The sequence below is a fragment of the Mesorhizobium sp. YM1C-6-2 genome (assembly GCF_003666685.1).
Lineage (GTDB): Bacteria > Pseudomonadota > Alphaproteobacteria > Rhizobiales > Rhizobiaceae > Mesorhizobium_K.
In genome coordinates this window covers 799,381-824,938 of sequence record NZ_RCIZ01000001.1, presented here as the reverse complement: position 1 = coordinate 824,938, position 25,558 = coordinate 799,381, and the positions used below count along the sequence as shown (strand labels likewise).

Annotated in this window: 21 protein-coding genes; 12 read left to right on the top strand and 9 right to left on the bottom strand. The window is 66.0% G+C overall.

The features are described 5' to 3' along the window. Nucleotides 1-29 precede the first annotated feature (29 nt). Genes D8676_RS03975 through D8676_RS03925 form a run of 11 tightly spaced genes read left to right on the top strand, consistent with a single transcriptional unit; the run spans nucleotide 30 to nucleotide 11,786 of the window. Nucleotides 30-836, top strand: a complete 807-nt coding sequence (locus D8676_RS03975) for a 5-oxoprolinase subunit PxpA (protein WP_121579511.1) — start codon at nucleotides 30-32, stop codon at nucleotides 834-836. Next, a complete protein-coding gene (locus D8676_RS03970) occupies nucleotides 833-1,072 on the top strand; it encodes an acetyl-CoA carboxylase (RefSeq protein ID WP_121579510.1) in 240 nt (79 codons plus the stop codon). The genes D8676_RS03975 and D8676_RS03970 overlap by 4 nt, the downstream gene beginning before the upstream one ends. Further along, nucleotides 1,072-2,454, top strand: a complete 1,383-nt coding sequence (locus D8676_RS03965) for an acetyl-CoA carboxylase biotin carboxylase subunit (protein ID WP_121579509.1) — start codon at nucleotides 1,072-1,074, stop codon at nucleotides 2,452-2,454. Before D8676_RS03970 ends, D8676_RS03965 begins: the two co-directional genes overlap by 1 nt. Continuing rightward, the gene (locus D8676_RS03960) at nucleotides 2,454-3,329 is read left to right on the top strand and encodes an allophanate hydrolase subunit 1 (RefSeq protein ID WP_121579508.1); all 876 of its coding nucleotides are present in this window, start codon (nucleotides 2,454-2,456) and stop codon (nucleotides 3,327-3,329) included. The genes D8676_RS03965 and D8676_RS03960 overlap by 1 nt, the downstream gene beginning before the upstream one ends. Then, nucleotides 3,319-4,290: a biotin-dependent carboxyltransferase family protein gene (locus D8676_RS03955; RefSeq protein WP_121579507.1), complete on the top strand. Its 972-nt coding sequence runs from the start codon at nucleotides 3,319-3,321 to the stop codon at nucleotides 4,288-4,290. Before D8676_RS03960 ends, D8676_RS03955 begins: the two co-directional genes overlap by 11 nt. Before the next feature lie 56 nt (nucleotides 4,291-4,346). Then, the gene (gene torT / locus D8676_RS03950) at nucleotides 4,347-5,417 is read left to right on the top strand and encodes a TMAO reductase system periplasmic protein TorT (RefSeq protein WP_121579506.1); all 1,071 of its coding nucleotides are present in this window, start codon (nucleotides 4,347-4,349) and stop codon (nucleotides 5,415-5,417) included. A 59-nt stretch (nucleotides 5,418-5,476) separates the two neighbouring features. Then, a complete protein-coding gene (locus D8676_RS03945) occupies nucleotides 5,477-6,988 on the top strand; it encodes a sugar ABC transporter ATP-binding protein (protein WP_121579505.1) in 1,512 nt (503 codons plus the stop codon). Further along, the gene (locus tag D8676_RS03940) at nucleotides 6,988-8,019 is read left to right on the top strand and encodes an ABC transporter permease (protein ID WP_121579504.1); all 1,032 of its coding nucleotides are present in this window, start codon (nucleotides 6,988-6,990) and stop codon (nucleotides 8,017-8,019) included. Before D8676_RS03945 ends, D8676_RS03940 begins: the two co-directional genes overlap by 1 nt. A gap of 46 nt (nucleotides 8,020-8,065) precedes the next feature. Next, entirely contained in the window at nucleotides 8,066-8,929 is an 864-nt protein-coding gene (locus D8676_RS03935) for an FAD binding domain-containing protein (protein ID WP_121579503.1), read from the top strand. Nucleotides 8,930-8,957: 28 nt separating this feature from the next. Next, a complete protein-coding gene (locus D8676_RS03930; RefSeq protein WP_121579502.1) occupies nucleotides 8,958-9,416 on the top strand; it encodes a (2Fe-2S)-binding protein in 459 nt (152 codons plus the stop codon). Nucleotides 9,417-9,419: 3 nt separating this feature from the next. Beyond that, on the top strand, nucleotides 9,420-11,786 hold the full coding sequence (locus tag D8676_RS03925) for a xanthine dehydrogenase family protein molybdopterin-binding subunit (protein WP_121579501.1): 2,367 nt from the start codon (nucleotides 9,420-9,422) through the stop codon (nucleotides 11,784-11,786). Nucleotides 11,787-11,848: 62 nt separating this feature from the next. Here D8676_RS03925 and D8676_RS03920 read toward each other — a convergent pair whose 3' ends face one another. Beyond that, nucleotides 11,849-12,421: an NADPH-dependent FMN reductase gene (locus D8676_RS03920; RefSeq protein ID WP_121579500.1), complete on the bottom strand. Its 573-nt coding sequence runs from the start codon at nucleotides 12,419-12,421 to the stop codon at nucleotides 11,849-11,851. Between the two features lie 299 nt (nucleotides 12,422-12,720). Between D8676_RS03920 and D8676_RS03915 the strand changes: the two genes are divergently transcribed. Further along, nucleotides 12,721-13,449 (top strand): SDR family oxidoreductase, encoded by a 729-nt coding sequence (locus tag D8676_RS03915; RefSeq protein WP_121579499.1) that lies wholly within the window; start codon nucleotides 12,721-12,723, stop codon nucleotides 13,447-13,449. 83 nt (nucleotides 13,450-13,532) lie between these two features. Here the strand turns inward: D8676_RS03915 and D8676_RS03910 are convergent, their stop codons facing one another. The 8 genes from D8676_RS03910 to D8676_RS03875 form a co-directional block, all read right to left on the bottom strand. Continuing rightward, the gene (locus D8676_RS03910; RefSeq protein WP_121579498.1) at nucleotides 13,533-14,885 is read right to left on the bottom strand and encodes an 8-oxoguanine deaminase; all 1,353 of its coding nucleotides are present in this window, start codon (nucleotides 14,883-14,885) and stop codon (nucleotides 13,533-13,535) included. Between the two features lie 164 nt (nucleotides 14,886-15,049). Then, nucleotides 15,050-15,985 carry an ABC transporter permease gene (locus D8676_RS03905; protein WP_121579497.1) on the bottom strand — a complete coding sequence of 312 codons (936 nt, stop codon included), beginning with the start codon at nucleotides 15,983-15,985 and terminating at the stop codon, nucleotides 15,050-15,052. Nucleotides 15,986-16,000: 15 nt separating this feature from the next. Then, the gene (locus D8676_RS03900; protein WP_121579496.1) at nucleotides 16,001-17,047 is read right to left on the bottom strand and encodes an ABC transporter permease; all 1,047 of its coding nucleotides are present in this window, start codon (nucleotides 17,045-17,047) and stop codon (nucleotides 16,001-16,003) included. Nucleotides 17,048-17,049: 2 nt separating this feature from the next. Next, nucleotides 17,050-18,645 (bottom strand): ABC transporter ATP-binding protein, encoded by a 1,596-nt coding sequence (locus D8676_RS03895; RefSeq protein WP_245426590.1) that lies wholly within the window; start codon nucleotides 18,643-18,645, stop codon nucleotides 17,050-17,052. A 21-nt stretch (nucleotides 18,646-18,666) separates the two neighbouring features. Continuing rightward, nucleotides 18,667-19,782 (bottom strand): BMP family ABC transporter substrate-binding protein, encoded by a 1,116-nt coding sequence (locus D8676_RS03890; RefSeq protein ID WP_121579494.1) that lies wholly within the window; start codon nucleotides 19,780-19,782, stop codon nucleotides 18,667-18,669. A gap of 676 nt (nucleotides 19,783-20,458) precedes the next feature. Then, complete coding sequence (locus D8676_RS03885; protein WP_121579493.1) at nucleotides 20,459-20,962, bottom strand: (2Fe-2S)-binding protein; 504 nt, start codon at nucleotides 20,960-20,962, stop codon at nucleotides 20,459-20,461. Continuing rightward, the gene (locus tag D8676_RS03880; protein WP_245426545.1) at nucleotides 20,959-24,102 is read right to left on the bottom strand and encodes a molybdopterin cofactor-binding domain-containing protein; all 3,144 of its coding nucleotides are present in this window, start codon (nucleotides 24,100-24,102) and stop codon (nucleotides 20,959-20,961) included. The genes D8676_RS03885 and D8676_RS03880 overlap by 4 nt, the downstream gene beginning before the upstream one ends. Before the next feature lie 46 nt (nucleotides 24,103-24,148). Further along, nucleotides 24,149-25,531, bottom strand: coding sequence for an amidohydrolase (locus D8676_RS03875; protein ID WP_121579492.1), 1,383 nt, complete (start codon nucleotides 25,529-25,531; stop codon nucleotides 24,149-24,151). Nucleotides 25,532-25,558 lie beyond the last annotated feature (27 nt).

Here is a 25,558-nt window from a genome sequence, read left to right as displayed (position 1 = left end):
GCGCCGCAAACGCAGGAGGAAGGGCCGTCATGCGGCTGTCTGCGGTCGATCTCAATTGCGATATGGGCGAGGGTTTTGGTCGCTGGACCATAGCCGACGCCGACGACGCCAGCATCATGGCGCTCATCAGTTCGGCCAACATCGCGACCGGCTTCCATGCCGGCGACCCCATGCTGATGGACGAGACCGTCCGGCTTGCAGCGCAGCACGGAGTGGGCGTCGGCGCGCATCCCGGCTATCGCGACCTCCAGGGTTTCGGCCGCCGCAAGATCAGCGGCAGCAACGAGGAAATCCTCAACGACCTCATCTACCAGGTCGGCGCGCTGCGCGAGTTCGCACGCCGCCACGGGGTGAACCTCCAGCACGTGAAGCCGCACGGCGCGCTCTACATGGAGATCGCGCGCAACGAGGAGTTCTCGCGCAGCTTCATCGACTTCATGCGCCGCGCGGCGCCGGATTCCTACGTCTTCTGCATGGAGTCCTCGCTCACCTATCGGGTGGCGCGCGAGATGGGGCAGCCGGTCGTCAGGGAATTCTACGCCGACCGCGACTACGACAGCAGCGGATCGATCGTGTTCGCGCGGCGGGTCGGCGCGCTTGATCCCCAGGCGGTCGCCGACAAGGTGGTCCGCGCCTGCCTGGAGGGCAAGGTTCGCACCGTAGACGCCGGCGATATCGACATCGGCTTCGAGTCGATCTGCTTTCATTCCGATACGCCGGGCGCCGTCGAGATCGGGACTGCGATCCGCGATGCGCTCACCGCCAACGGGATCCGCATCGTCCCGGTCTCGGAGATCGTCGTCAGCCCGGACAGTGTTTCGAGGAGAGCCGTATGAGCAAGCAGGAAATCAGGTCGCCGCTTCCAGGCGTATTCTACCGCAAGCCGACGCCGGACAGCCCGTCGTTCAAGGAAGACGGCGATGCCGTCGCCAAGGACGACGTGATCGGCCTCGTCGAGGTGATGAAGTCGTTCCACGAGGTGAAGGCCGGCGTCGCAGGCAAGGCGATCCGTTTCGTCGCCGAAAACGAAGACGCCATCATGGCCGGCGATATCATCGCGGAGGTCGAGTGATGTCCATCCGCTCCGTGCTCATCGCAAATCGGGGTGAGATCGCGGTGCGGATCAATCGTGCCGCGAAGGCCCTCGGCCTGCGCACGATCCAGGTCTACAGCGCGGCCGATGCGGATTCGCTCGCCGTGCGCCTGGCAGACGAAGCGGTCGAGATCGGGCCGGCGACGGCCAGGAAATCCTACCTGAACATCGCAAATGTGATCGAGGCGGCGCGCAAGACGAACGCCGATGCGGTCCATCCCGGCTACGGCTTCCTTGCCGAGAATGCCGAATTCGCCGACGCGGTCGTCGCGGCGGGGATGCGTTTCGTCGGACCCTCAGGGGATTCGATCCGCCTGCTCGGCGACAAGGTCGCGGCGCGCCGCGAGGCCGACAAAGCCGGCGTGCCGACCGTTCCGGGCAGCGACGGTCGCGTTTCTAACGCGGCAGAGGCTGCCGGCATTGCCGACAGGATCGGTTTTCCCGTCATGATCAAGGCCGCGGCGGGCGGCGGCGGCCGCGGCATCCGCATCATCCAGGAACCTTCGGAGTTCGAGCGGCAGTTCCTGCAGGCCTCGGCCGAGGCGGAAGCGGCTTTCGGCGACGGCGGCCTCTATGTCGAAAAGGTCATCCCGGCCGCCCGGCACATCGAGGTGCAAATTCTCGGCGACGGCCACAATTTCGTCCATTGCTACGAGCGCGAATGCTCCCTCCAGCGCCGCCGCCAGAAGGTGTGGGAAGAGGCGCCGGCATTCCACCTGCCGCAGAAGGTGCGCGAACGGCTTTGTGCCAGCGCCGTCGACCTCGCCCGCTCGGTCGGATATGTCGGGGCAGGAACGGTCGAATATCTCTACGACGACAAGACCGAGGCCTTCTACTTCATCGAGGTGAACACCCGCATCCAGGTCGAGCATCCGGTCACCGAGATGATCACCGGCATCGACCTGGTCCAGGAGATGCTGAAGATCGCCGGCGGCGCCCCTCTGTCGGTGCGCCAGGACGACATCGTCATCTCGGGTCACGCGATCGAGTGCCGCATCAATGCGGAAGATCCGTTCAAGGACTTCCAGCCGGGGCCGGGAACGGTCGAGACGCTGAGCGTTCCGGAAGCCGACCACGTCCGCTTCGACACCATGCTCTACGAGGGCTATGTCGTCCCGCCGTTCTACGATTCGCTGCTCGGCAAGCTGATCGTTCACGGCGACACGCGCGAACAGTGCCTGTCCAGGCTCTCCGCCGCCCTTGCAGCCCTCGATATCCGGGGCATTCCGACGACGACGCCGCTGCACCGCGCGCTGGCCGCCGACCCGGCCGTGGCCGCGGGCGACATCCACACGCGTTTCCTCGAAGGATGGCTTGAGACACGTTTCGCGCGACCCGACAGCGACAAAGAGGTGGCCTGATGAAGAACCGATACAGTTTCGGAGGCGACGAGCACCTGTTCGTCGAATGCGACGAGAGCATGTCGCTGGAGGCGTTCTTCAGAAGCCTCTCGATGACGAGCGCGATCAAGGACAGCGGCATCAAGGGCATCACCGAGATTTGCCCTGCCAACGCATCGTTCCAGATCAAGTTCGATCCCGACGTGATCCGGCCGGACGACATATTGAAGGAAGTCCAGGCGATCGAGAGCGCGGCCGAGAAGGCCAAACCGACGATCGGCACCCGCATCATCGAGATCCCGGTCTTCTACCAGGATCCGTGGACGCACGAGACGCTGATGCGCTTCCGCGAGCGGCATCAGGACCCGAAGGCGACCGACCTCGAATATGCGGCGCGCGTCAACAACTACGCGACCGTCGACGACTTCATCGCCGCCCATTCCGGCGCGCCGTGGTTCGTATCGATGGTCGGCTTCGTCGCCGGCCTGCCGTTCATGTATCAGATGGTCGACCGGCCGCGGCAGCTTCAGGTGCCGAAATATCTGCGGCCGCGGACGGACACGCCGAAGCTGACGGTCGGCTACGGCGGCTGCTTCACGGCGATCTATTCGGTGCGCGGCGCCGGCGGCTATCAGATGTTCGGCATCACGCCGATACCGATCTTCGATCCGGAACAGAAGGTAAGCTACCTGCGCGACTTCATGGTGTTCTTCCGGCCGGGAGACATCGTCAAGTTCAGGTCCATCGGACGCGAGGAATACGACCAGACGGTCGCCGACGTGGAGGCCGGCCGTTTCGCCCCGCCGATGAGCGACGTGACCTTCGACCTGACCGAATTCCAGAAAGACATCGACGGCTACAACGCCAAGCTGGAGGGGGCGATCCATGGGCGCTAGGGTCATCAATCCGGGCCTGTCGACGACGGTCCAGGACCTCGGACGTCCGGGCTATTTCCATCTCGGCATCCCGATCGGAGGCGCGATGGACCGCCTCGCCATGCGCGCGGCCAACCTCCTCGTCGGCAATGACGAAGGAGCGGCAGGGCTCGAAGCGGTCTTTATCGGCCCGCAAATCGAATTCACGTCCGACACCGCGGTCGCCGTCACCGGCGCGGACATGCCGATCAAGCTCGACGGCGAGGAGAAGCCGGGCTGGACCGCCTTCGCGGTGAAGAAGGGACAGGTTCTCTCCTTCGACTTCCTCAAGACCGGCGCACGCATCTACATCGCCGTTGCAGGCGGCATCGACGTCCCGGTGGCTCTCGGAAGCCGCTCGACCTATCCGATCGGTGCGCTCGGCGGTTTCAAGGGACGCGCCATCGCAGCCGGCGACGAGCTGCCGCTCGGCGCGGCCGCAAACGCCAAAAACGGGCGCAGCGTGCCGGAAGCACTGCGGCGAGGACCGGGACGGCCGGCGGAGCTTCGTGTCCTGCCCGGCCTCTACTGGCACCGGATCACCGAAGCATCGCAGGACGGCTTCTTCGACGACGACTGGAAGGTGGCGCCGGAAGCCGACCGCATGGGCTACCGTTTCCGCGGCGGGCGCAAGCTCCAGTTCGTGGAGCGCGAGCAGCCTTTCGGGGCGGGCTCCGATCCGTCGAACATCGTCGACAGCTGCTACCCGTACGGCTCCATCCAGGTGCCTGGCGGCACCGAGCCGATCATCCTGCACCGCGATGCGGTGTCTGGCGGCGGCTACTTCATGATCGGCACGGTGATCTCGGCCGACATGGACCTGATCGGCCAGATGCAGCCGAACACGCCGACGCGCTTCGTCAGGGTCACCATCGACGACGCGCTCAAGGCGCGCGCCGACCGCGAGGGACTGATCGGCAAGATAAGGGAATCACTCGACTGATTACTGGGCGTACCGCCGCCACCAGGCCCGGCGGCAAGATAGCAAGGGGAACTACGATGAAAAGACTGTCAGGATTGATGCTTGCCGCTGCCGTTTCGACGGCAGCACTGTCGCATGCCTTCGCCGCGGACTGGTATCCGTATGATGCGGCGAAGATCGAGCCGCCCTTCTCCGCCGACGGCAAGTCGGTCGACGTTTCCTACGTCCCGCTGGAGAAGGCCGAGAAACCCTGGAATATCTGCGTATCCTTCCCGCACATGAAAGACGCCTACTGGCTCGGCGTCGGCTACGGCGTCGCGGAGGAGGCGGCGAGGCTCGGCGTGAAGATGAACATCGCCGAAGCCGGCGGCTACACCGAACTCGCCAAGCAGATCTCGCAGATCGAGGACTGCGTCGCGAGCGGCGCCGAGGCTGTCGTCATCGGCGCGATCTCGCTGGACGGCCTCAACAACCTGGTCTCCGAAGTGGCGAAGAAGGGCATTCCGGTCATCGACGTCATCAACGGCATCTCCTCGCCGGACGTCACCGCGAAGTCGCTGGTGTCCTTCGAGGTGATGGGTGCCGAGACCGGCAAATACCTGGCCGGCAAGCACCCCGCCGGTTCCGAGGAGGTCGAGGTGGCATGGTTCCCCGGACCGGCCGGCGCCGGCTGGGTCGAGGCCGCCCACAAGGGCTTCATGGAGGCGGTCAAAGGCTCCGCCATCAAGGTGCTTGAGCCGAAGTTCGGCGATACCGGCAAGGAAGTGCAGCTGAAGCTCGTCGAGGACGCGCTGCAGGCCAATCCGAACGTGCGCTACATCGCCGGCACCGCTGTCACCGCGGAAGCCGCCCAGGGGCTGATCCGCGAGCGCGGGCTCCAGGGCAAGGTCGACCTGCTTGCCTTCTACATGACCCCCGGCGTCTACGAGGGCATCAAGCGCGGCTTCATCCTCGCCTCGCCCGCCGACTCGATGGTCATCCAGGGCCGCATCGCGATAGACCAGGCCGTGCGCGCGCTTGAGAAGAAGGACTTCATCAAGCATGTCGGGCCGAAGATCTTCGTGGTCGATCCGGAAAACGTCAACGACGTGCCGCAGACCAACATCCTGCCGCCCGACGACTACAAGCCCGTCTTCAGCGTAAACTGAGCTATCGTCCTCGCACGGTCCCGCCCAAGCGGCGGGGCCGTGTGTCAAGGAGCAGGGGCATGAGCCAACAGCCGCTGGTCGAGATGACCGGGATCTCCAAGGAGTTCCCGGGCGTCAAGGCGCTATCGGATATCGACTTCCAGGTCGAGCGCGGGGAGGTGCACGTCCTGTTCGGCGAGAACGGGGCGGGCAAGTCGACCCTGATCTCCATCCTGTCGGGGGTCTATCTCCCGACGGCCGGGACGCTGCGCATCGACGGCGAGGAGGTCACGTTCCGTTCGGTCCAGGACGCCCGCAAGGCGGGTATCGGCACGGTTTTCCAGGAATTCTCGCTCGTCCCGACGCTGAGCGTCTTCGAGAACGTCTATCTAGGCCAGGAGCCGCGGCGAGGCCTTTTCGTCGACCGCAAGACGATGGAGAAGAACACCGAAGCCCTGTTCCGTGAACTCGGCTTCGACATCGACATCCGCTCGCCTGTCGCCCGCCTCTCCCGTGCGCAGCAGCAGATGGTCGAGATCGCCAAGGCGTTGCACGCGAAGGCGCGCGTTCTGATCCTCGACGAACCGACCGCGTCGCTGACGGAGAAGGAAACCGAAAAACTCTTCTCCTTCATCCGCAAGGCGAAGGAAGGCGGCGTCGGCATCATCTACATTTCGCACCGGATCCAGGAATTCGCCGAGATCGCGGACCGGATCACGGTCCTGCGCGACGGCAAGCTGATCGGAACCGTGGATGCAAGGACCGTGTCGGAGAGCGCGCTGGTCGAGCTTATGACCGGCCGTGCCATCGACAAGGTCTATCCTCACATCGAACGCCGGCCCGACGGGGAGACACTGCTCTCGCTGCGCGGCGTCGTCGCAGGCGGCGTCCACGGCGTCGACATCGACGTGCGCGCCGGCGAGGTCCTCGGGCTTGCAGGACTTGTCGGGTCGGGCAAGTCACGCGTCTGGCGCAGCATTCTCGGCCTGCAGCCGTTGAAGGCAGGTACCGTGACGCTGAACGGCAAGGACGTCACCGGCCTGCCCACACGCAAGCTCCTGAAGTCCGGGATCTTCTATCTGCCGCCCGACCGCAAGACGGAAGGACTGGTGCTCGCCGCGTCCGCGCGGGACAACATTCGTCTCAGCCTTCTCGGGCGCCGCGATCTCGCAGGGCCGCTGGGGCTGCCCTCCCCCGCCCGCAGCAATGCCGAGGCGGACGCCATCGGCAAGCGGGTGGACCTAGCGCCAGGCACCATGGCGAAAGCGGTGGCGACCCTGTCGGGCGGCAACCAGCAGAAGGTGCTGTTCGGCAAGGGTTTTGGCGAAGGGCGCCAAGTCTACATCTTCGACGAGCCGACGGTCGGCGTCGACATGGGCACCCGCAGTCAGCTCTATCTCCTTATCCGCGACCTCGCCGAGGCCGGCAAGGCCGTGGTCATCGTCTCCTCCGACCTTCCGGAAGTCATGCATCTTTCGCATCGGCTTCTCGTCTTCTGCCGCGGCAGGATCTCGGCCGAACTCGAAGGGCAGGACATCGCCGAAGAGACCGTCTTGCGCCACTTCTTCAGTGAAACAAGGATTTCCGCCTGATGACCTCGCCAGACACAGTCGCAAACGGTACGGCGTCACGCCGGCTTGCGCTCGATGCGGTCAGGACGCTTTTCCTCAAGGTCGGCGTGCTGCCGTTCTTCCTGGTCGCCGCGCTGATCATTTTCTCGCTGGTTTCCAGCCAGTTCCTGTCGATGGAGAACCTGACCAATGTCGCGCGGCAGTCGGTCTATCTGATCCTGGTCTCGCTCGGCCAGATGATCGTGCTGATCACCGGCGGCTTCGACCTCGCCGTCGGCACCTCGATCGCGCTGACCTCGGTCGTCAGCGCGCTTGCCATGGTCGCGCTTGCGAACGCGATGCCGGACCACGTCTGGCTGGTGATCTTCCTCGGATGTCTCGCCGGCTTCGGGGCCGCCCTCGTCGTCGGATGCCTGAACGGCATCGGCGTCGCCCAGTTCGGCGTGTCGCCCTTCATCATGACGCTCGGCGTGCAGTCGGTCGGCGCCGGCACCGCGCTCTTCCTGACCGGCGGCGTGCCGGTGTCGCGCCTGCCCTACGAATTCGGCAATTTCTTCGGTTTCGGCCGGCTGTTCGGCATGCCGGTCCCGGTGATCATCGCGATCCTTGCGATCATCGTGATCTGGATCGTCATGAACCGCACCAAGCTCGGCGCCTATATCTATGCGGTCGGCGGCAACACCAAGGCCGCCCACCTGTCCGGCATCGACACCAAGCGGGTGCTGTTCCTCGCCTATGTGATGTGCGCGCTGCTCGCTTCGCTGGCCGGCCTGCTTCTGACGGCGCGGGTGGAATCGGGCGAGACCAATCTCGGCGGCTCGGTGGCCCTCGAATCCATCGCCGCCTGCGTGATCGCGGGCGTCTCGCTCAGGGGCGGCCTCGGCCGGGTCGAGAGCGTGGTGCTGGGCGCATTCTTCATCATGCTCGTCCAGAACGGCATGAACATCGCGCAGATCGGCTCTTACCTGCAGATGGTGCTGCTGGGCGGCCTGCTGATCCTTGCCGTCATCCTCGACCAGTTCCGCTACCGCATGCTGGTCGGCCGGGGCTGAAACTCGATCATTCCCCGCACTGTCGGCATATCAGAGGAGCCAGCGCGTGCCAGCCCAAAGCCATGAGAGACTAGTCATCGCCGACGACCTGGCGGGCGCGCTGGCCGCCCTGGCCGAGAGGGGAACCGAGGGCGCGCCGCTTGCCGGCGGGACATGGATCATGCGGGCGCCGATCAGAGGGGAGACCCACCTGCCCTTCTATGTCGGCATCGGCGCGATCCCGGAACTGAACGCTGTCGACATCACCGAAGACGAGATTCGCATCGGCGCATGCGTGACCCATGAAAGGCTGGCGGCGGCGCTGGCCGGCATCCGGCAGTGCCAAGGCCTGTCGATCGCGGCCGGCAGCGCGGCGAACCCGTCGATACGACAGATGGCGACCGTCGGCGGGAACCTCTGCGCCGCCGATTTCGCGGCATCCGACCTGGCGCCGGCGCTGCTGTCGCTCGACGCGGCGGTCGAGCTCGGCGGACCCGGCGGCATGCAGCGGCTTGCCATCGGCTCGTTCCTGGAACGCCGCCGCACGCTTCCCGCCGGCACCTTGCTGACAGCCGTCGTCATAGCGCGCCAGCCGATGTCGACCGCTCACATTCGGCTGCCGCTGCGCAAGGCAGGCGACTATCCGGCGGCGATCGTCAGCATGGCGGCATCCCTGGGCGCCGACGATACGGTCGACGATGTCAGGATCGCGGTGGGCTCCGTGGAAGCCACGGCACGGCGATGGACGCAGCTCGAGGACCAGCTTGGTGGTCGCAAGCTCGATCCCGAAACGGCGCATCACTTCGCCGCGGCCGCCTCCGCGTCCTTTACCGGGCGCGACAGCGTCGAATCGCCGGCATGGTATCGCGTGCAGGTCCTGCCGGCCCTCGTCCGGCGGGCAGCGCGCGCCGTGCTGGCCGCGGCCCATTGAGAATGAGAGCAGTCGAGGGCGGAACGTCATGACCACAAGCTTCGTGATCAACGGCGAAAGCCGGACCTCGGCCCGCGATCCGATGACGCCGCTCATCGACATATTGCGCGACGAGTACCATCTGACCGGCGCGAAACCGGTCTGCCGCGAAGGAATCTGCGGCGCCTGCACCGTCCACATCGACGGGCGCGCCGTCGTTTCGTGCCTGGTGCCGCTCGGCGCGGTCGAGGGATGCGAGGTCCAGACCGTCGAGGCGCTCGCCGCCGACGGCAAGCCTTCCCCGCTTCAGGAGGTCATGGAAGAGCACGACGTGGTTCAGTGCGGCATGTGCTTTCCGGGCATCCTTATGGCGCTGACGGCATTCTTCCGGGACAGGCCAAGCGCCGGGCGCGACGAGATAAAGGCTGCGCTGGTCGGCAACATCTGCCGCTGCACGGGTTACGAGCGTGTCGTCGACGCGGCGGTCGCGCTTGCAAGACGAGGTTGAACGATGGCTGCCCCCGATCCCTCCCAGGCGACGATGAACCTGCCGCGACGCGACGCCCGCGACAAACTCTTGGGCCGGACGCGCTATACGATCGACCGGGCCGCGCCGGGCATGCTTCATGCCGCGATCCTGCGGTCGGAAGTCGCCTCGGCGCGCATCGTGAAGATCGATGCATCGAGAGCCCGGCAGATGCCGGGTGTTAGAGCCATCGCGATGGCCGAGGACGCGCCCGGCATGCACGGCATCGGCATCGCCGACCATCCGCTCTTCGCCTCCGGCGTCATCCGCTTCCATGGCGAACAGATCGCCGCGGTGGCGGCCGACACCTATGAGCAGGCGCTGGCCGCCGCACAGGCGATCGAGGTCGAGCTCGAGCCGCTTCCCGCCGCGCTCACCATGGCCGATGCGCTGGCGCCGGGCGCACCGCTCGTCCATCCCGACTGGAAGAGCTACGAGGTGCTGTTCGAAGGCGGCGCGCGCGGCGGTAACGTGGCCTGGGAAGCGACCGTGGTCCGCGGCGACACGGCGGCGGCGTTCGCACGCGACGACGTGGTCGTTGTCGAGAGCTGCTTCCGCGTCGGCCGGCAGAACCATGTCTCGCTCGAGCCCCGCGCCGCGATCGCCAGCTTCGAGGACGGCCGCTACCATATCGAAACGTCGACGCAGGTGCCCTGGACCGTCCGGAACCAGACCGCCAAGCTGCTCGGCGTCCCGGCATCGCAGGTGCGCGTCACCGTGCCGCCGGTTGGCGGAGGTTTCGGCCAGAAGTTCGACTGCACGCTGGAGCCCTATGCGGCGATCCTTGCCCGCAAGTCCGGCCGGCCGGTCCGTCTCGTCTATTCGCGGCAGGAGGAGATGCTGACCTGCCTGTGCCGCGAGAATGCGGACATCAAGATCCGTTCGGCGGTGACGCGTGACGGCGAGATCGTCGGCCGCGAGGCGGTGGTGCTGATGGATTGCGGCGCCTATGGCGGCGAACAGATATTCCTCACCACGATGACGGCGCACACGCTCACCGGCAACTACAAGCTCGGCGCCGTCAATCTTGCGAGCCGGGCCGTCTACACCAACACGCCGCCGAACGGCGCTTTCCGCGCATGCAACGGCGTCTACAACACCTTCGCTCTGGAACGGCACACCGACGAGATCTGCGAAGCGATCGGCATGGACGCGCTCGCCTTCCGGCGGCGCAACGTACTCGGCGACGGCGACATCGGCGCCACGGGCCAGGTGTTCGAGGGCGACGTGCTCGGCCCGATGCTCGACCGCATGGAGGCGCTGCGCGAAAAATCGCCGCCGAAGAAAGAACTCGCCGGCGAGCGTCTCTATGGTCGCGCGACGGTCGTCGGCACCTGGTTCATCTTCGTCGGTCCTTCGACCGCCACCATCAATCTCAACGCCGACGGCAGCGCGACGCTGATAACGGCCGGCGTCGAGCTCGGACAGGGAACGATGGTGCAGGCGATACCGCAGATCGTCGCGCACGAACTCGGCATCCATCCGGATGATGTGATCGTGCGCAGCGCCGACACGGATGCAGCCGGCTTCGACCTCGGCGTCGGCGGCGGCCGCACCACGGTCTCCGTCGGCGCCGCCAGCAAGGCCGCGGCGCAGAATGTCCGCGAGACTATCCTGAAGACGGCGAGCGAGCTGCTGCAGACGCAACCGGACAGGCTGGTGCTGCGCAATGGACGCGTCGAGATCGCCGGGATCGAAGGTTCGGGCATGACGATCGCGAAGGTCGTGCAGCACGCGCATCAGGCGACGGGGCCGGTGGTCGGCAGCGGCTCCTTCACCAATCCCGGCGTCGCCGCCATGCCGGGCTGCGCGGCAGGCCACTTCATCGACGCGATCGACATCCCCGTCTTCAGCGTCCACGATTGCGAGGTCGCCGTCGATCCGGAGACCGGGCATGTGGACATCCTGAGCTACCGGGTCGTGCAGGACGTCGGCAGGGCGCTCAACCCCCGCGCAATCCATGGGCAGATCCAGGGCGGCGTCACGCAGGGGATCGGCTACGCCCTGCATGAGGAGCACACGATCGGCGAGGATGGCAGCATCCGCCAGAACAGCCTCGAAACCTACCGGGTGCCGCTCGCGCAGGACACCCTGCCGATCGAGATCGACCTCTACGAAGGGGCGCCGTCGATCGGGCCGCTGGGCGTCAAGGGGGCAGGCGAGGTTCCCATCCTGAACCCGCCGGCGGCGATCGCCTGCGCTGTCGCCAACGCGACCGGGTGCCGTATCCAGCAGACCCCGCTGACGCCGCCGCGCGTGCTGGGATATCTGCTGGGCAAGGAAGCCGCGGTCGAACTGCCCCACATTGCCGACGGCTGGTGGGACAACGTGCTGATGACGCGCCCCGGCTGAGGAGGCTTCAGGGCATTCGAGGCTCGCTCAACCGTGAGTGAGCCTCGCGACCGCCCTCCCCGTCAGCGCTGTCGCGGCAGGACGGTAAGAACCCTTTCGATGAAGGTGCGGAATTCGGCCATGTAGTTCGTCAGGAACTCGGCCGTGGAATCGCGCGTCACCTCGCCGTCGTCCTTGATCAGGTCGGGCGTGAACTGGATGTAGGCTTCCGGCGCGTTCATCTGCGGCGAATTGCAGAAGCTCAGGATACTGCGCAGGTGCTGCTGGCCGACGGCGGTGCCTATCGAGCCGGGAGAGGTTCCGATCACGGCCGAAGGCTTGCGCGTGAACGCGTTCTTGCCGTACGGCCTGCTTGCCCAGTCTATCGCATTCTTCAAGGCGCCGGGTATGGAACGGTTGTACTCGGGCGTGACGAACAGCACCGCGTCGACGTTGGCGATCGCGTCCTTGAACCGCTTGGCGACATCGGGATAGTCGGAATCGTAGTCATAGCAGTAGAGCGGCAGGTCCCGGATGGGGATTTCCCGGAGGTCCAGTTCCGGGGGAGAAAGATTGACAAGGGCGAGCGCCAGCTTCCTGTTGATGGAGTTGGAAGCAAGGCTGCCGACGAGATAGCCCACCTCGTATTTTGCCATGGAGGGTTCCTTTCGAGCGCATGCGCGACAGACCCCACCCGAGGCGGACTATGCACCTTTCATGTCGCCGTGTCACAGGCGGGCATCGGTTCCCGGGTCGACTATTGCAACCGGCGGGCGCCCACACTCGGCCGGCGGCGGCAGGACGCCCGATAAGGTCTATGTTATGGCCGAACCGACGGAGCAATCGGCGGCTTAGAAACAAAACACATCCACCCTGGCCAAGTCGCCAAACTGCCTCACCAAGCGGGTCCACTGCTATTCAATAGTCACTTCAATACATCGTGGAGGACAGCACCATGTCGCAGGACTTGAGGGGGAAGGTGGCTCTGGTCACAGGCGCCGGTTCGGGCATAGGTCGCGCAATGGCGAGGGCGGTCGCCGCGGAGGGAATGCGTGTCGCGCTCGTCGGCCGCTCCGCGGACAGACTGACGGCCGTTGCAGACGAGATAGAAGGCGAGACATTGGTGGCTCCCGCCGATCTGACCCGGCCCGACGATCTCAATCGCGCCGTCGCCGAAACGATAGCTCGCTTCGGCGGCATCGATGTATTGTTGCCAAACGCCGGCCTTTACATTCCTGGGGAAGTTGCCGAGGGAGACCCCGATGCCTGGGACGAGCTGATCGCCATCAACGTCAGCAGCGTATTCCGCCTCGTGCGTTGCGTTTTGCCCGGCATGATACAGCGCAAACAGGGACACATCATCGTCACCTCGTCGATTTCCGGCCACCAGGCAATTCATCTGGAACCGATCTATTCGGCTTCCAAGCATGCCATCCAGTCCTTCGTGCATGGACTCCGTCGGCAAGTGGCGCGCTACAACATCCGCGTCGGCGAGGTCTCGCCGGGTGTCGTGCTGAACGAGTTGTGGGGCTATAGGGACCCTGCAGCAATTGCAGACAAGGTCGAGGCGCACGAAGGCCTTCGCTCCGAGGACGTGGCGGAAGCCGTCGTATTCATGCTGTCTCGGCCAGCCCACGTGACTATCCGCGATCTCGTGATACTACCACAGAACGAGGACGTCTGATCAGGGCGAGGCGTGCACCTTTGATGCCGCCATGTCACAGTCCCTCCGGCCCGAAACTCCGGGCCGGCGGACCGCCGGTCTCCTCAGGCCGGCAGGCACTGGATGCGGCGCGACTGCTTCGCGTGGCGGGCAAGCACATCGGGCAGGTCTCCCATCAGCGGCTGGCCGCCCTCGATGAGCGGCACGCCGTTGACGATGGTCAGCCCGGCGACCGCAGGACCGCAGCGCAGCCACGCCTCGACCGGATCGGTATGGGCGCCGGCAAGCGCCACATCCGACATCTGCCAGACCACCAGGTCGGCGCATGCCCCCGGCTCGAGATGGCCGATCTCGTCCTCCCAGCCAAGGCAGGCGGCGCCGCCGATGGTCGCGGCGTCGAGCGCATCGCGCGCGGACATCGAGGCCGGACCATTGCGGTAGCGGCCGAGAAGCAGCGCCGTGCGCGCCTCCAGCCACATCGAGGCGTGGTCGGTCGACGCCGAACCGTCGCAGCCGAGGCCAACGCGCATGCCGCGCCGCCTCAGGCCCATCAGGTCGGCCGATCCGCCGCCGATCAGCATGTTCGAGCAGGGGCACTGGGCGACGCCGACGCCGGCATGCGCCAGCCGGCCGATTTCCTCGTCGCCCGGATAGATGAAATGCGCGACCCAGGACCGCTTGCTCGCCCAGCCGACCCGCTCGAAATATTCGACCGGCGTGCAGCCGTAGACTTCCTTGCAGTAGACGTCCTCCTCGGGATCCTCGGCGAGGTGCGTGTGCAGCCTGAGGTCGTAGGTATCGGCAAGCTTCGCCGACTCCGCCATGATCCGCTCGGTCACCGAGAACAGCGAGCACGGCGCCAGCGCTAGGCGGCTCATCGAGCCGGGCCTGGGATCGTGATAGGTCTCGATCAGCCGCACGCTGTCGGCGAGGATCTCGTCCTCGGACTGGACCACCGACGCAGGCGGCAGGCCGCCCTGCTCCACCGAGCGCGTCATGGAGCCGCGCGTGGCGTAGAAGCGGAAGCCGATGTCCTTGGCGGCGCGGAACTGCGCGTCGATCAGGAACGGCTTCGGATGGACGTACATGTGATCCATCGAAGTCGTGCAGCCGCCCATCAGCAGCTCGGTCATGGCGACATAGGTCGAGAGGTAGACGGCATCCTCGTCGAGCTTCGCCCATAGCGGGTAGAGCCCGGTCAGCCATTCGAAGAGCGTGCCGTTGGTGACGGGCGCATAGGCACGGGTCAGGTTCTGGTACATGTGATGATGGGCGTTGATCAGCCCTGGTGTCAGCAGACGCCCTCCGGCGGAGATGGTCCGCAGGCCTTCCGGCTCCTCGCCGGCATGGCCGACGGAATGGATCCGCCCGTCCTTGATCGCCACCCAGCCGCCGGGCAGCTCACGGCCACGCTTCACATAGACATGCGCATCGCGCACCACGAGTTCGATCGTCATATTCACCTCCAGGCCTTGCGCCGACAAGCAGACCGCACCGGCCTGCTTCGCTGTGAGCCCTGTCCCGCGAGGTGCTGACCGCGGATCGTCATCATGAGTGAACGGGCAGTTGGCCGCCGCTTCCGGCGGCCAGGGAACTTCCTAATTCGTCGTGCTCCCGCCTCCTAACGGACGTCTCGGAAATAGGGTTGGCCAAGCGCTGCCGGCGCGGCCATCAGGCGGCGCACCTTTTGCCAGGCGAGCACAGGAACGATCATCAGCGCGATCGTGCCGAGATAGGGCAGCATCGACAGGACCGGCGCGGCGATCGGCCAGTTGCGCGCCTGACCGACGAAGCCGAGCGAAGTGATCAGACCGAACAGCAGCGCCGCGCCGACGGCGGTCCACGGCCGGTAGCCGGCGAAGATGACGAGCGCCACGGCGATCCAGCCGCGGCCCGCGACGACGCCTTCCGACCAGGACGGCACGAAGGCGAGCGTCAAATAGGCGCCCGCGCCGGCGGCGAGAGCCGCACCCGCCGAGACGTACCAGAAGCGGATGCGCCTGACCGGAATGCCGGCAGCGTCCGCCGCGGCCGGGTTTTCGCCAACCGCCCTGAGATCGAGACCGTGCCGGGTCCGGAACAAAAGATGATGGATCGCAAAGGGAAGAACGAGATAGATCAGGTAGACCAGAACGTTCTGGGTGAACAGCGCCCTGCCGACAAGCGGAAGGTCGCTGAGGAACGGGATTGCCACCGGCGGAAACGTCGCCGGAGCAGGAATGCCCGAATAGGCCTTGCCGATCATCGCCGCGACGCCGGTGCCCATGAGCGTAAGCGCAAGGCCGCAGAGAATCTGGTTGGCGCGCACGATCACCGTCGCGGTCGCGAAGACCATGCCCACTAGGAGGCCGACAAGCAGCGCCAGGACGAAACCGAGCGTCGGGCTGGGGATGGCGACGACGGTGGCGATGCCGGTGATTGCACCGAGCGCGATCAGCCCTTCGACGCCGAGATTGACGATGCCGACACGCTCGGCAAGCACCTCGCCGAGAGCCGCCAGCGCCAGCACGCCGCCGGCGAGGATAGAGGTTTGGATCAGACCAGCGATAAGGTCCATCATCGGGCTCCGATATTACGCCGGCTTGGAACGGACGATACGGTAGTGCGACAGCTCGTCGCCGATCGCAGTGAAGAACAGGATCAGGCCGGTGAGGGCCAGCACCGTGGAGATGTTGACCCCTTGCGTCTGCAAGGCGATGCCCGACTTGAGGATCACAGCCATCAGCAAAGCGCCCGCCAGCACGCCGATCGCCGAGCCGCGCGCCAGCACCGCCACCATGATGCCGATATAGCCGAAATTGTTGGAGATGCCGCCCTGCAGCCGGTGCGCCGTCCCGACCGCCTCGAACATGCCGGCGAGGCCGGCGATGGCGCCGGACAGCAGCATGACGACGATGAGGTGGCGGCGAAAGGGGATAGCCGCATAGCGCGCGGCGCTCGGGTTGGAGCCGGCGATACGCACCTCGTAGCCCCAGCGCGTATAGTTCAGCACGGCCGCGACAAGCACGGTAAGCAGAACGGCGATGGGCAGCCCCCAATGAACGTCGCCCCAGAAGCTCGGTATGTCGTAGGGCAGCCTCTTGGTGGCGGCAAAGGACATACCGCTCGGGTCTAGCCATGGTCCGGTCGCGACGTAATAGATCAGCAGTACGCCGACGAAGTTCAGCAGCAGCGTCGTGATGAGCTCGCTGACGTCGGCATAGGCGCGCGCGAGAGTGGGTATCAGAATCCAGACCATGCCGCCGAGCGCGCCAGCGACAAACATCAGGGGAACGATCACTACGGTCGGACCCGGCACGAACAGCGCCACGGCGGTCGCCGCGAAGGCGCCGGCGCAGAACTGGCCCTCGGCGCCGATGTTCCAGGCTCCCACCTTCATGGCGATCATCACCGCGAGGCCGGTCAGGATCAGCGGTGTCATGATCAGGCCGATATCCATCAGGCCGAACCTCGAGCCGAAGGTCGACTTCAGGACATGCGCGCCGAGCGCGCCGAGGTCGGCGCCGTTGAGCGAGAAGATCACCGCGGCGACGAGCAATGCCAGCAAGATCGCGATCAGTCGCGCTGCGACGCCGCCTCCGAGGTTCTCGGACGGCACGCGCTGGATGCGGATGGCCATCGTCAATTCTCCCCGGCGAGGTCCGCCGCGGAACGGCGTTGCCCACCCATCATCAGACCGATCGTTTCGATGTCGACGTCGGACGTATCGACGACGCCCATTATCTCGCCATGGAACATCACGGCGATGCGGTCAGACAGCTTGAACAGCTCGTCGAGTTCTTCCGAGACGAACAGCACGCCGACGCCAGCGTCGCGCAATTCGGTGAAATAACGCATCATCGCATTGATGGCGCCGACGTCGAGACCCCGGCAGGGATAGGCCGCGATCAGGACGTTCGAGGCGATGCGCATCTCGCGCCGCGCGACCAGCCGCTGCTGGTTGCCGCCGGAAAGGTTGCGCACCGGCATCGCGAAATCGGGCACCGTCACCGATGCGGCTTCCGCGATGGAGCGCGCCAGGGCGGCGGCCGCCGAAGGACGGTAGAGCCAGCCCCTGGACAGCGGCGCCTTGCCGTATTCGCGGATGACGGCATTGTCGGTGATGCTGAGCGCCGGCGCGAGCCCGCTTTGCAGCCGGTCTTCGGGAATGTGTCCGACGCCGAAGGCTGCGAACTCCTCCGCTCCGCGTGCCGAAAGATCCCTGCCGCAGACCTGGAGGCGCCCGGACACGAGCGGCCGGATGCCGGTCAGCACCTGGGACAGCTCCTTCTGCCCGTTGCCGGCGACGCCGGCGATGCCGAGTATCTCGCCCGCCCTCAGGTCGAGCGATATGCGTTTCAGCGACATGTTGCCGAGATCGTCATGCGCCGAGACGTCCCGCAGGCTGAGCACCGGCTCGGCGGAAACCGGCTTCGCGTCTGGCCGGCGTTCCCGCATGTTGCTCAGCACGACCTCTTGGCCCACCATCAGGCGGGCCAGCATGCGCTTGTCGCATTCATGGGTCGGCCTGGTGGTGACCTTGCGGCCGCCGCGCAGCACCGTGACCCTATCGGAAATCTCCAGCACCTCGTCGAGCTTGTGGCTGATGAAGATCACCGCGTTGCCGCGCGCGGCAAACTGACGGAGCGCCTTGAAGAGTTCGGCGGCCTCGGCCGGCGTCAACACCGCCGTCGGCTCGTCGAGGATGAGCACGCGCGCCTTGCGCGACAGCACGCGCAGGATCTCGACGCGCTGCTGCTCGCCGGTCGAGAGATCGCTGATCCGGGCTGCCGGCTTGACGGCGAGGTTCAGCGAGGCGGCGATTTCCGCCGTCCTCGCCTCGAGCAGTTCCCGGCTGATGCGGCGCGGCGTTTCGTTCCATCCGAGATGGATGTTCTCCGCGACGGTGAATGCCTTCACCAGCTTGAAATGCTGATGAACCATGCCGATGCCGGCCGCGATCGCGTCCAGCGGCGACGCGAAGGTCACGAGTTGGCCATCGACGATGACGTCACCCTCGTTCTGTCGGTAGATACCGGTCAGGATGTTCATCAGCGTCGACTTGCCGGCGCCGTTCTCGCCCAGCAAGGCATGGATCTCGCCCGGCAGGAGGTCGAAATCCACGTCCTGGTTGGCCACGACTCCGGGGAAGTGTTTGGCAATTCCCCTGAGGCGGACGATCGGCTGGATCGGCGATCCAGACGCGATCGTCTCCTCCGCATTCAGCATCACATTCATCGTCATCGGATCTCGAGCGAACTAGAGACCGCTGATGCCGTCAATCGACCAGTTCCAATTATAGAGATCGGTCTCGGTCATTTCCTGCCCGGCAGCGATCTTGACCTCGCCCTTGTTGTCCTTGAGCTCGCCGACAAACGGCTTCCAGCCGCCAAGGATCTTCTCGCGCGCCTCGTCGCCGGCCTTTGCCGCATCCGCAGGCACGGTCTCGCCCCACACGTCGCGATCGGTGCCGTCACCGAACGGCAGCAGATACTGGCCCGGGGTCCACTTGCCTTCGAGGCGCGCCCTCACCTGATCCACGTAGAACTTGCGGAAGTCGAACATGATCGAGCTGACATATGCGTTCGGCCCGTATTTGCGGCTGTCGGTGTTCAGCATCACCGCCTTGGCGCCGCGCTGCTCGGCGACCTGCAGGTAGCCGGGCTCGTCCATGATGCCGAACAGGACGTCGGCGCCGTTGTCGAGCAGCGCGCGAGCCGCCTGGGTGGAGGCCTGGGGGTCGAACCACGAGTTGATGACGATGACCTGCAGCGTCGCGTCCGGCTTCACCGAACGGGCACCCATCAGGAAGGCGTTGCTGCCGGTGAAGGTCGTCGGCACCGGGAAGGAGGCGATGTAGCCGAGCTTGTTGGTCTTGGTCATCATGCCCGCGGCGACGCCGGTGACGTAGCTCGGATACCAGTGCGACGGATAGAACACGCCCATATTGTCCATCATCGTGCGGTCGTCGCAATGCAGGAAGGCGGTCTCCGGCGCGTTCTTAGCGATATCGTACATGAAGTCGCCGTAGTTCGAATTGGTGATGACCATGTTGGCCCCCTCCGAAACGAACTGGCGGAAGGTGCGCGACGCGTCGGCGGAATACGGGATGTTCTCCACGAAGATGGTCTTGGCCTTGGGGAAGGCTTCCTGCACGGCCTGACGGCCCTGTTCGTGCGTCCAGGTCCAGCCTTCGTCGGAGGTCGGCCCGACATATCCAAAGGCGATGACCGCGTCCTCCTCGGCCACGGCCGGCAGCGGATCGGCGGCGCGGGCGGTGCCGATCAGGCCGGCCTGGGACAGGCCCAGCGAGACGCCGGCGGCGCCGCTCAGTTCGAGAAAACGGCGGCGGGAAAGATTGCGGATGTCGATCATTGTTCTCCTCCAGTGTTTGTCTGGCATCGGCCGTCCAGCTGGCGCGGCTTATGCCCGTTGACTACCGCCGGCATCGCGCCCCAAACGCGACGTTCCTCCCGTGCGGCTCTAAATAAAAGTCCGGTACCTCCTGCGGCGGATCCCGGCCCCGGGGTCCTTGTCGTTCCAGTCGCAGCCGGCCAGGCGGCGCGCCCACTCAATCAGGCAAAATCACAACCACGAGCCGCAAGCCGACAGCGGCGTCGCGGCAGTCGAATCGGGTTGTTGGAAGCCCACGGCATGCGAGGATAGGAAACGGCCGAGGTCGACGCTACGATCAAATGTCCAGCGAACATCGACAGGTGGCTCTATGGCTTCCATGGTCGTTCCTCGACAGGCGGCTCGCTGTCTCCGGCCCGCCGATGCGGGAGCCGGAGGAGGTTGGCCGCTTGGATTTATCAAACGGTATGGGCCTTTGAGCGATCAGAATAGCCCGTCGATTTGAACGTACCGTTTGTTTTCTTGAACGATGAATAGGCTTTCCAGCGCCGATTTTCCGCAGATTTCCTCGGTTTTCGCCCGCCCGCACGTTCGCGGCCGCAATCACTGCGCGAAAGCGATGCCGGCGGACCCGGCGCGCGCGCAAGCGCCTCCGAGCCCTCACAGGAATGTGAGATTTGGAACGGTTTTGCGCCCGTCAGGCCAGTGAATCCGGCGCTCCGGCACGCGAATCCGCCTGCTTGAGGTCGGCCGCCCGAAGCGCTCCACGGATGATCGAATGATATCCGGTGCAACGGCACAGGTTGCCGCTCAGCGCTTCACGGATGTCAGCCTCGGTCGGACTGGCAACGTCGCGCAGCAGCGCCGTCAGGGTGACGGTGAAGCCGGGAGCGCAGTAGCCGCACTGGAACGCGTTCTCTTCCGTCAGCCCCTGCCGCACGAAGACACTGTCCGGCACGGCATCCAGCCCTTCGGGCGTGACGATGTCGGCCCCTTCGACCTGCCACATCATGAGCAGGCAGGCGTTTGCCGGCGTCCCGTTCCTGAGCACCATGCAGGCGCCGCAGCGGCCGATTCCGCACGCCTTCTTGCTGGAGGTGGCGTCGAGCTCGTCGCGCAGCACGTCGATCAGGCGGCTGCTGGCTGGAACCTTCAGCTCGCGCGCCGTTCCGTTCAGGCTGAAGCGGATTGCCTGGGTCATGACGCCCTCTCCAGCGCATCGAGTATCCGTTCCGGCTCGATCGGCGCCCGCTCGGGCCAGAAGCCGATCGCGTCCGCCACCGCATTGGCGATCGCCGGCGTGACGGCGCCGATACCCAGTTCGCCGACGCCCCGCGGGCCGAACGCGTCATCGGCCTCCAGCCCTTCGAGCGCGAACACCGCCATCGACTGAGGCGCATCGCGGATGCTCGGGATCATGTAGGTGTCGAGGTTCCAGGTGAGGTATTCCCCCTCGAGGAGGACCGCGTCCTCCATCGTTGTGAATCCCACGCCCTGCACGCTGGCCCCCTCGATCTGGCCGAGATAGGCCGCATGGTCGAGAACCGGCCCGGCTGCCGTATGCTGGGAGACATCGAGCACGCGCACCTGCCCAGTGACGCGGTCGACCGCCACGCGCGCCAGCGTCGCGCCAAAGGCAAAGATCAGTCGCGCATTGCCCTGGAAATAATCGGAGGTGGGAAAGTCGAACTTCGTCTCGGCGCGAGGCAGTTCGTGCGGGGCGAGCGCCTTCGCGAGATCACCGAAGCTGATCAGCAATTCGCCGCTGTTGGAGGCGCGTTCGGCCACCCCCCCCGGCACGACGACCAGCGAGTCCGGAGCCCTGCCGAGAAGGCGGGCGGCGGCGGCCACGAGTTCTTCGGCCAAGCGCGGCGCAGCTTCCCTGGCGACGCGCCAGACGACGTAGGTTCCGCGCGACGCCGTGGTGGAGCCGGATTCCGGCGCCTTGGCCGTATCGCCGGCCAGCGGCCTTATGTCGGCATAGCCGCAGCCTAGTTCGGCGGCGACGGTGTTGCGGATCGCAGCCAGAAGGCCCTGGCCGAGCTCGTCGAGGCCGTAGGCCGCCTCGATCATGCCGTCGGGCGCCAGCCTGAGTTCGCCGCCGCCCGGATCGGGCGGCAGGGTGCCGAGCCCATTTCCCTGATAGTTCATACCCATGCCGACACCGATATATTCGGCGCCGTCAGCCGAAATCCCGCGCGGCTTCTTCCAGATCGGATCGGCGGCTGCGGCAGCCAGCATCTCGTTCAGTCGCTCGGTTGGAGCGACGGCCTGGCCGAGATAGCCGCGGGTGCCGGCCTTGCGCAGGTTGCGGGCGCGGAATTCCACCGGATCAAGACCGCAGGCCGCCGCCAGCCGGTCCACCTGGCACTCCACCGCATAGGACATCTGGTTGCAACCGAAGCCGCGCAGAGCGCCGCAGGTGCCGTTGTTGGTGTAAGCGAGACGGGCGTGGGAGCGAACGCTCGGAACGTCGTAGGGGCCGCAGGCGTGCTCCAGCGCCGTCTCCACCACGGCGGGGCTGAGCGAGGCATAGGCGCCCGCATCGGCAAGCAGATCGACCTGCTGAGCCACCAGCCGACCCTTGGCGTCGCAGGCCGTGCGCATACGGATCCGCATCGGGCTGCTCTTGGTGCCGGCCGCCACGGATTCGGCCCGTTCGAGTTGGATGCGCACCTGTTTGCCCGTCTTCAGCGCGAGCAGCGCCAGGGCGGGCTGCACGGTCAGCTCGTCCTTGCCGCCGAAGGCGCCGCCGGTCGGGCTGCTGACGACCCGGATCTTCTCGAGCGGGAGGTCCAGGATGCGTGACAACTGCATCTGATCGCGCCGGCCGTGCTGGCCGCCGGCGCAGACATTGAGCATTCCGGCATCGTCGACGAAGGCGTAACCGCCCTCCGTCTCCATGAAACCATGCATCTGCCGCGGCGTATTGTATTCGGCCTCGATCACGTGGGCCGCATCGGCGAACGCTTCGGCGACATCGCCCCGCTCGAAATGCAGCTCGCTCTGCAGGTTGCCGGAACTGTGGACAGCCTCGGTGCCCGGATCGAGGGCCCGCTCTGCATCCGTGACCACCGGCAGCGGTTCGTAGCACACCTTGATACGGGTCAACGCCAGCGCCGCGACCTCTGCGTTGACCGCCGCAACCGCCGCAACGGCATCGCCGACGTAGCGCACCTTGTCGGAGCACATCGCGGGCTGATCCTGGACGACGATGCCGAAGCCGTTGCTGCCTTTGATGTCGCGGTGCGTGACGACCGCCGCGACCCCCGGCAGCGCCTCCGCTTCGGACGTGTCGATGTCGATGATGCGGGCGTGCGGAACGCCCGCGCGCAGGATGCGGGCGACCAGCATGCCTTCTTCGCGGACGTCGGTGAGATAGGTCAGCCGGCCGGCGATCTTGGCCGGACCGTCGGGACGGACATGCCAGCGTTCGCCGGAGACGGCACGGCCAAGCCGGATCTCGTCGGCAAGGCAGTCGGCCGGCGCGTGGGCCGGCTGCGAACGCGACACCTGCCGTCCAGGAAAGCGGCCGCTGAGGCCATGCACCAATGCATTTGCCGCCACCTTGCGGCGGTAGCGGGTGCTGCGGTGCGCATCCTCCGGCCCCTTGATGGCCTCGACCAGCGCGTCGTGGGCCTGCGGCCAGTCTACCGCGTCCAGGACTTCCCCGGTCAGGAGCGCCTCGACCTCGAAGAGCCGCATGGCGGCGACGCCGCCACCGACGGCCAGGCGGCAGTTTGTTACGCGCCCTTCCGACACCCATATCCGACCCGCCACGCCGATCACGCCAGGCGTGAAAGCGGCGCGAAGACCTATCTTGCGGTAGGCGTAGCGCTCCGGCTCAGGCAAGGCCGGCAAAATAACCGCTTCGATGATGCAGTCGGGGTCGCGCGGCATGGCAAGCCAGTCGACCAGGGACACGCGCTGGCGAAAGCCGGTCCGCGCCACGTCCAGTTGCGCGTCGAGCGCGAGCAGCACCGGAACGAGGCATCCGCGGCGGCCGCCGACATTGCCGCCGATGGTACCCATGCCGCGAACCGAAGGCGCGGCGATGCCCTTGATCGCCGTGTGCAGCATCGGCAGCTTCTCCGCCACGAGCACGTGCCGTTCGAGCGTGGCCAGCGTCGTCAGCGCGCCGATGCGGATGTGATCCGGCCTGGCCTCGATGTCACGCAACCCTTCGATACGGCCGAGCGACACGATGCGGTCGGTCAGCCGCAGACCCCGCGCCCAGTCGAGCTGGACGAGCGTGCCGCCGCCCACGAAATAGGTGTCTTCGTCGCCCGCCGCGAGCGCCAGCGCCTCCTCAAGGGTCGACGGGTGAAGAACCTCCATCATCTCGACCTGTTCGATCCTGTCGCGCTCCGGCGTCGGCCCGCGCCGCTCAGTTGCTGGTCGTCCACTGCACCATGTCGCCCTGGTTTGCGGCCAGGAAGGCGGCGCGGCGCTCGAAGAGGCCGGGCGCCACCTTGTGCACCTCGGCGATGATCGCCTGGATGTCCGCCGTCCTGAGTTCGCCATCCTCGACCAGGATCTTGCCGTCGACCATGGTGAGCGTGACGTCGCCTCCGCGCACAGCGTGGACGATGTTGTGGTGGAGATTGAAATACGGCCCCTCGGCGAAGAAGGGCGTCATGCGCGGCGTGTCGGTGCGCACCGCGATGATGTCGGCGCGCTTGCCCGGCTCGATCGAACCGATCTCGTGATCGAGGCCGATGGCCTTCGCGCCGGTGATCGTGCCCATGCGCAGCACTTCCCAACTGTCGAGCGGCTGCACCGTGTCGTAGCGCAGCTTGCCGAGCAGGGAGGCGACCTTCATCTCCTCGAACATGTCGAAATTGTTGTTCTCCTTCTCGCCGTCGGTGCCGACGCCGACCGGGACGCCCGCGTCGAGCATCTCGCGGACATTGGCGATGCCACTGGCGAGCTTCATGTTGGAGACGGGATTGTGGGCGACCGATGCGCGCTTGCCGGCGATCAACGCGATCTCCTCGGGATCGAGCCAGACGGCGTGCGCGATCATGGTGAGCGGCGTATCGAAGAAGCCGATGTCGTCGAAAACGAACATCGGCCGCTTGCCGTAGCGCTTGATGAAACCGTCGACCTCCACGCGGGCCTCGCTGCAATGCGTGTGGAAGCCGGTCCGGTGGCGCTTGGCCATTTCGATCGCACGACGATAACCGGCGTCGTCCGAATAGAAGGGATGCTCCAGCCCGACCCAGACGTTGATGCGCCCGTCGGCCTTGCGGTGCCACGCCTCGATCATCGCCTCGTTCATGTCGAGCGTGTCGAAATAATTGTAGTCCGGATGCTCGCCGACATAGGGCACGGCGACGAGGCGGTTGCCGATCGTTTCGGCCGCCTTGGCGCTGCCTTCCATGTAGCGCCACATGTCGACCACAGTGGTCGTGCCGCCGAGCAGCGACTCGGCGTAGCACAGCCAAGACGCGGCTTCCGCCTCGTGTGGCTGCAATACGCGGTGCATCGGGTTGATGTGCTGCGTCAGCCAGTCCCACACGGGCAGGTGTTCGGCCGTCCCGCGCAGGAAGCCGGAATGCACATGCGTGTTGACCAGCCCCGGCAGCAGCACGGCGTTGCGCAGCGCCTTCGTCTCGACGCCGGGATTGGCGGCGCCGAGTTCGGCCGCCGTGCCCACCGCGGCGATGACACCGTCCTCGACCAACACAGCGCCATTGCGCAGGACGCGGTTGTCGGCGTCCATGGTCAGCAGCGCATCCGCGGCAAGGATCATCTTCTGGCGTGTCATTCCGTACCCTCTATTCTCAATCCCGCC

What these genes read in the sequence shown, in the direction of transcription:
- D8676_RS03885 (WP_121579493.1), bottom strand. Translation starts at nt 20,962, where the DNA reads ATGACCCAGGCAATCCGCTTCAGCCTGAACGGAACGGCGCGCGAGCTG.
- D8676_RS03905 (WP_121579497.1), bottom strand. Translation starts at nt 15,985, where the DNA reads ATGGACCTTATCGCTGGTCTGATCCAAACCTCTATCCTCGCCGGCGGC.
- D8676_RS03970 (WP_121579510.1), top strand. Translation starts at nt 833, where the DNA reads ATGAGCAAGCAGGAAATCAGGTCGCCGCTTCCAGGCGTATTCTACCGC.
- D8676_RS03925 (WP_121579501.1), top strand. Translation starts at nt 9,420, where the DNA reads ATGGCTGCCCCCGATCCCTCCCAGGCGACGATGAACCTGCCGCGACGC.
- D8676_RS03880 (WP_245426545.1), bottom strand. Translation starts at nt 24,102, where the DNA reads ATGATGGAGGTTCTTCACCCGTCGACCCTTGAGGAGGCGCTGGCGCTC.
- D8676_RS03910 (WP_121579498.1), bottom strand. Translation starts at nt 14,885, where the DNA reads ATGACGATCGAACTCGTGGTGCGCGATGCGCATGTCTATGTGAAGCGT.
- D8676_RS03915 (WP_121579499.1), top strand. Translation starts at nt 12,721, where the DNA reads ATGTCGCAGGACTTGAGGGGGAAGGTGGCTCTGGTCACAGGCGCCGGT.
- D8676_RS03900 (WP_121579496.1), bottom strand. Translation starts at nt 17,047, where the DNA reads ATGGCCATCCGCATCCAGCGCGTGCCGTCCGAGAACCTCGGAGGCGGC.
- D8676_RS03955 (WP_121579507.1), top strand. Translation starts at nt 3,319, where the DNA reads ATGGGCGCTAGGGTCATCAATCCGGGCCTGTCGACGACGGTCCAGGAC.
- D8676_RS03890 (WP_121579494.1), bottom strand. Translation starts at nt 19,782, where the DNA reads ATGATCGACATCCGCAATCTTTCCCGCCGCCGTTTTCTCGAACTGAGC.
- D8676_RS03975 (WP_121579511.1), top strand. Translation starts at nt 30, where the DNA reads ATGCGGCTGTCTGCGGTCGATCTCAATTGCGATATGGGCGAGGGTTTT.
- D8676_RS03920 (WP_121579500.1), bottom strand. Translation starts at nt 12,421, where the DNA reads ATGGCAAAATACGAGGTGGGCTATCTCGTCGGCAGCCTTGCTTCCAAC.
- D8676_RS03895 (WP_245426590.1), bottom strand. Translation starts at nt 18,645, where the DNA reads ATGAATGTGATGCTGAATGCGGAGGAGACGATCGCGTCTGGATCGCCG.
- D8676_RS03945 (WP_121579505.1), top strand. Translation starts at nt 5,477, where the DNA reads ATGAGCCAACAGCCGCTGGTCGAGATGACCGGGATCTCCAAGGAGTTC.
- D8676_RS03930 (WP_121579502.1), top strand. Translation starts at nt 8,958, where the DNA reads ATGACCACAAGCTTCGTGATCAACGGCGAAAGCCGGACCTCGGCCCGC.
- D8676_RS03940 (WP_121579504.1), top strand. Translation starts at nt 6,988, where the DNA reads ATGACCTCGCCAGACACAGTCGCAAACGGTACGGCGTCACGCCGGCTT.
- D8676_RS03875 (WP_121579492.1), bottom strand. Translation starts at nt 25,531, where the DNA reads ATGACACGCCAGAAGATGATCCTTGCCGCGGATGCGCTGCTGACCATG.
- D8676_RS03965 (WP_121579509.1), top strand. Translation starts at nt 1,072, where the DNA reads ATGTCCATCCGCTCCGTGCTCATCGCAAATCGGGGTGAGATCGCGGTG.
- D8676_RS03960 (WP_121579508.1), top strand. Translation starts at nt 2,454, where the DNA reads ATGAAGAACCGATACAGTTTCGGAGGCGACGAGCACCTGTTCGTCGAA.
- torT (WP_121579506.1), top strand. Translation starts at nt 4,347, where the DNA reads ATGAAAAGACTGTCAGGATTGATGCTTGCCGCTGCCGTTTCGACGGCA.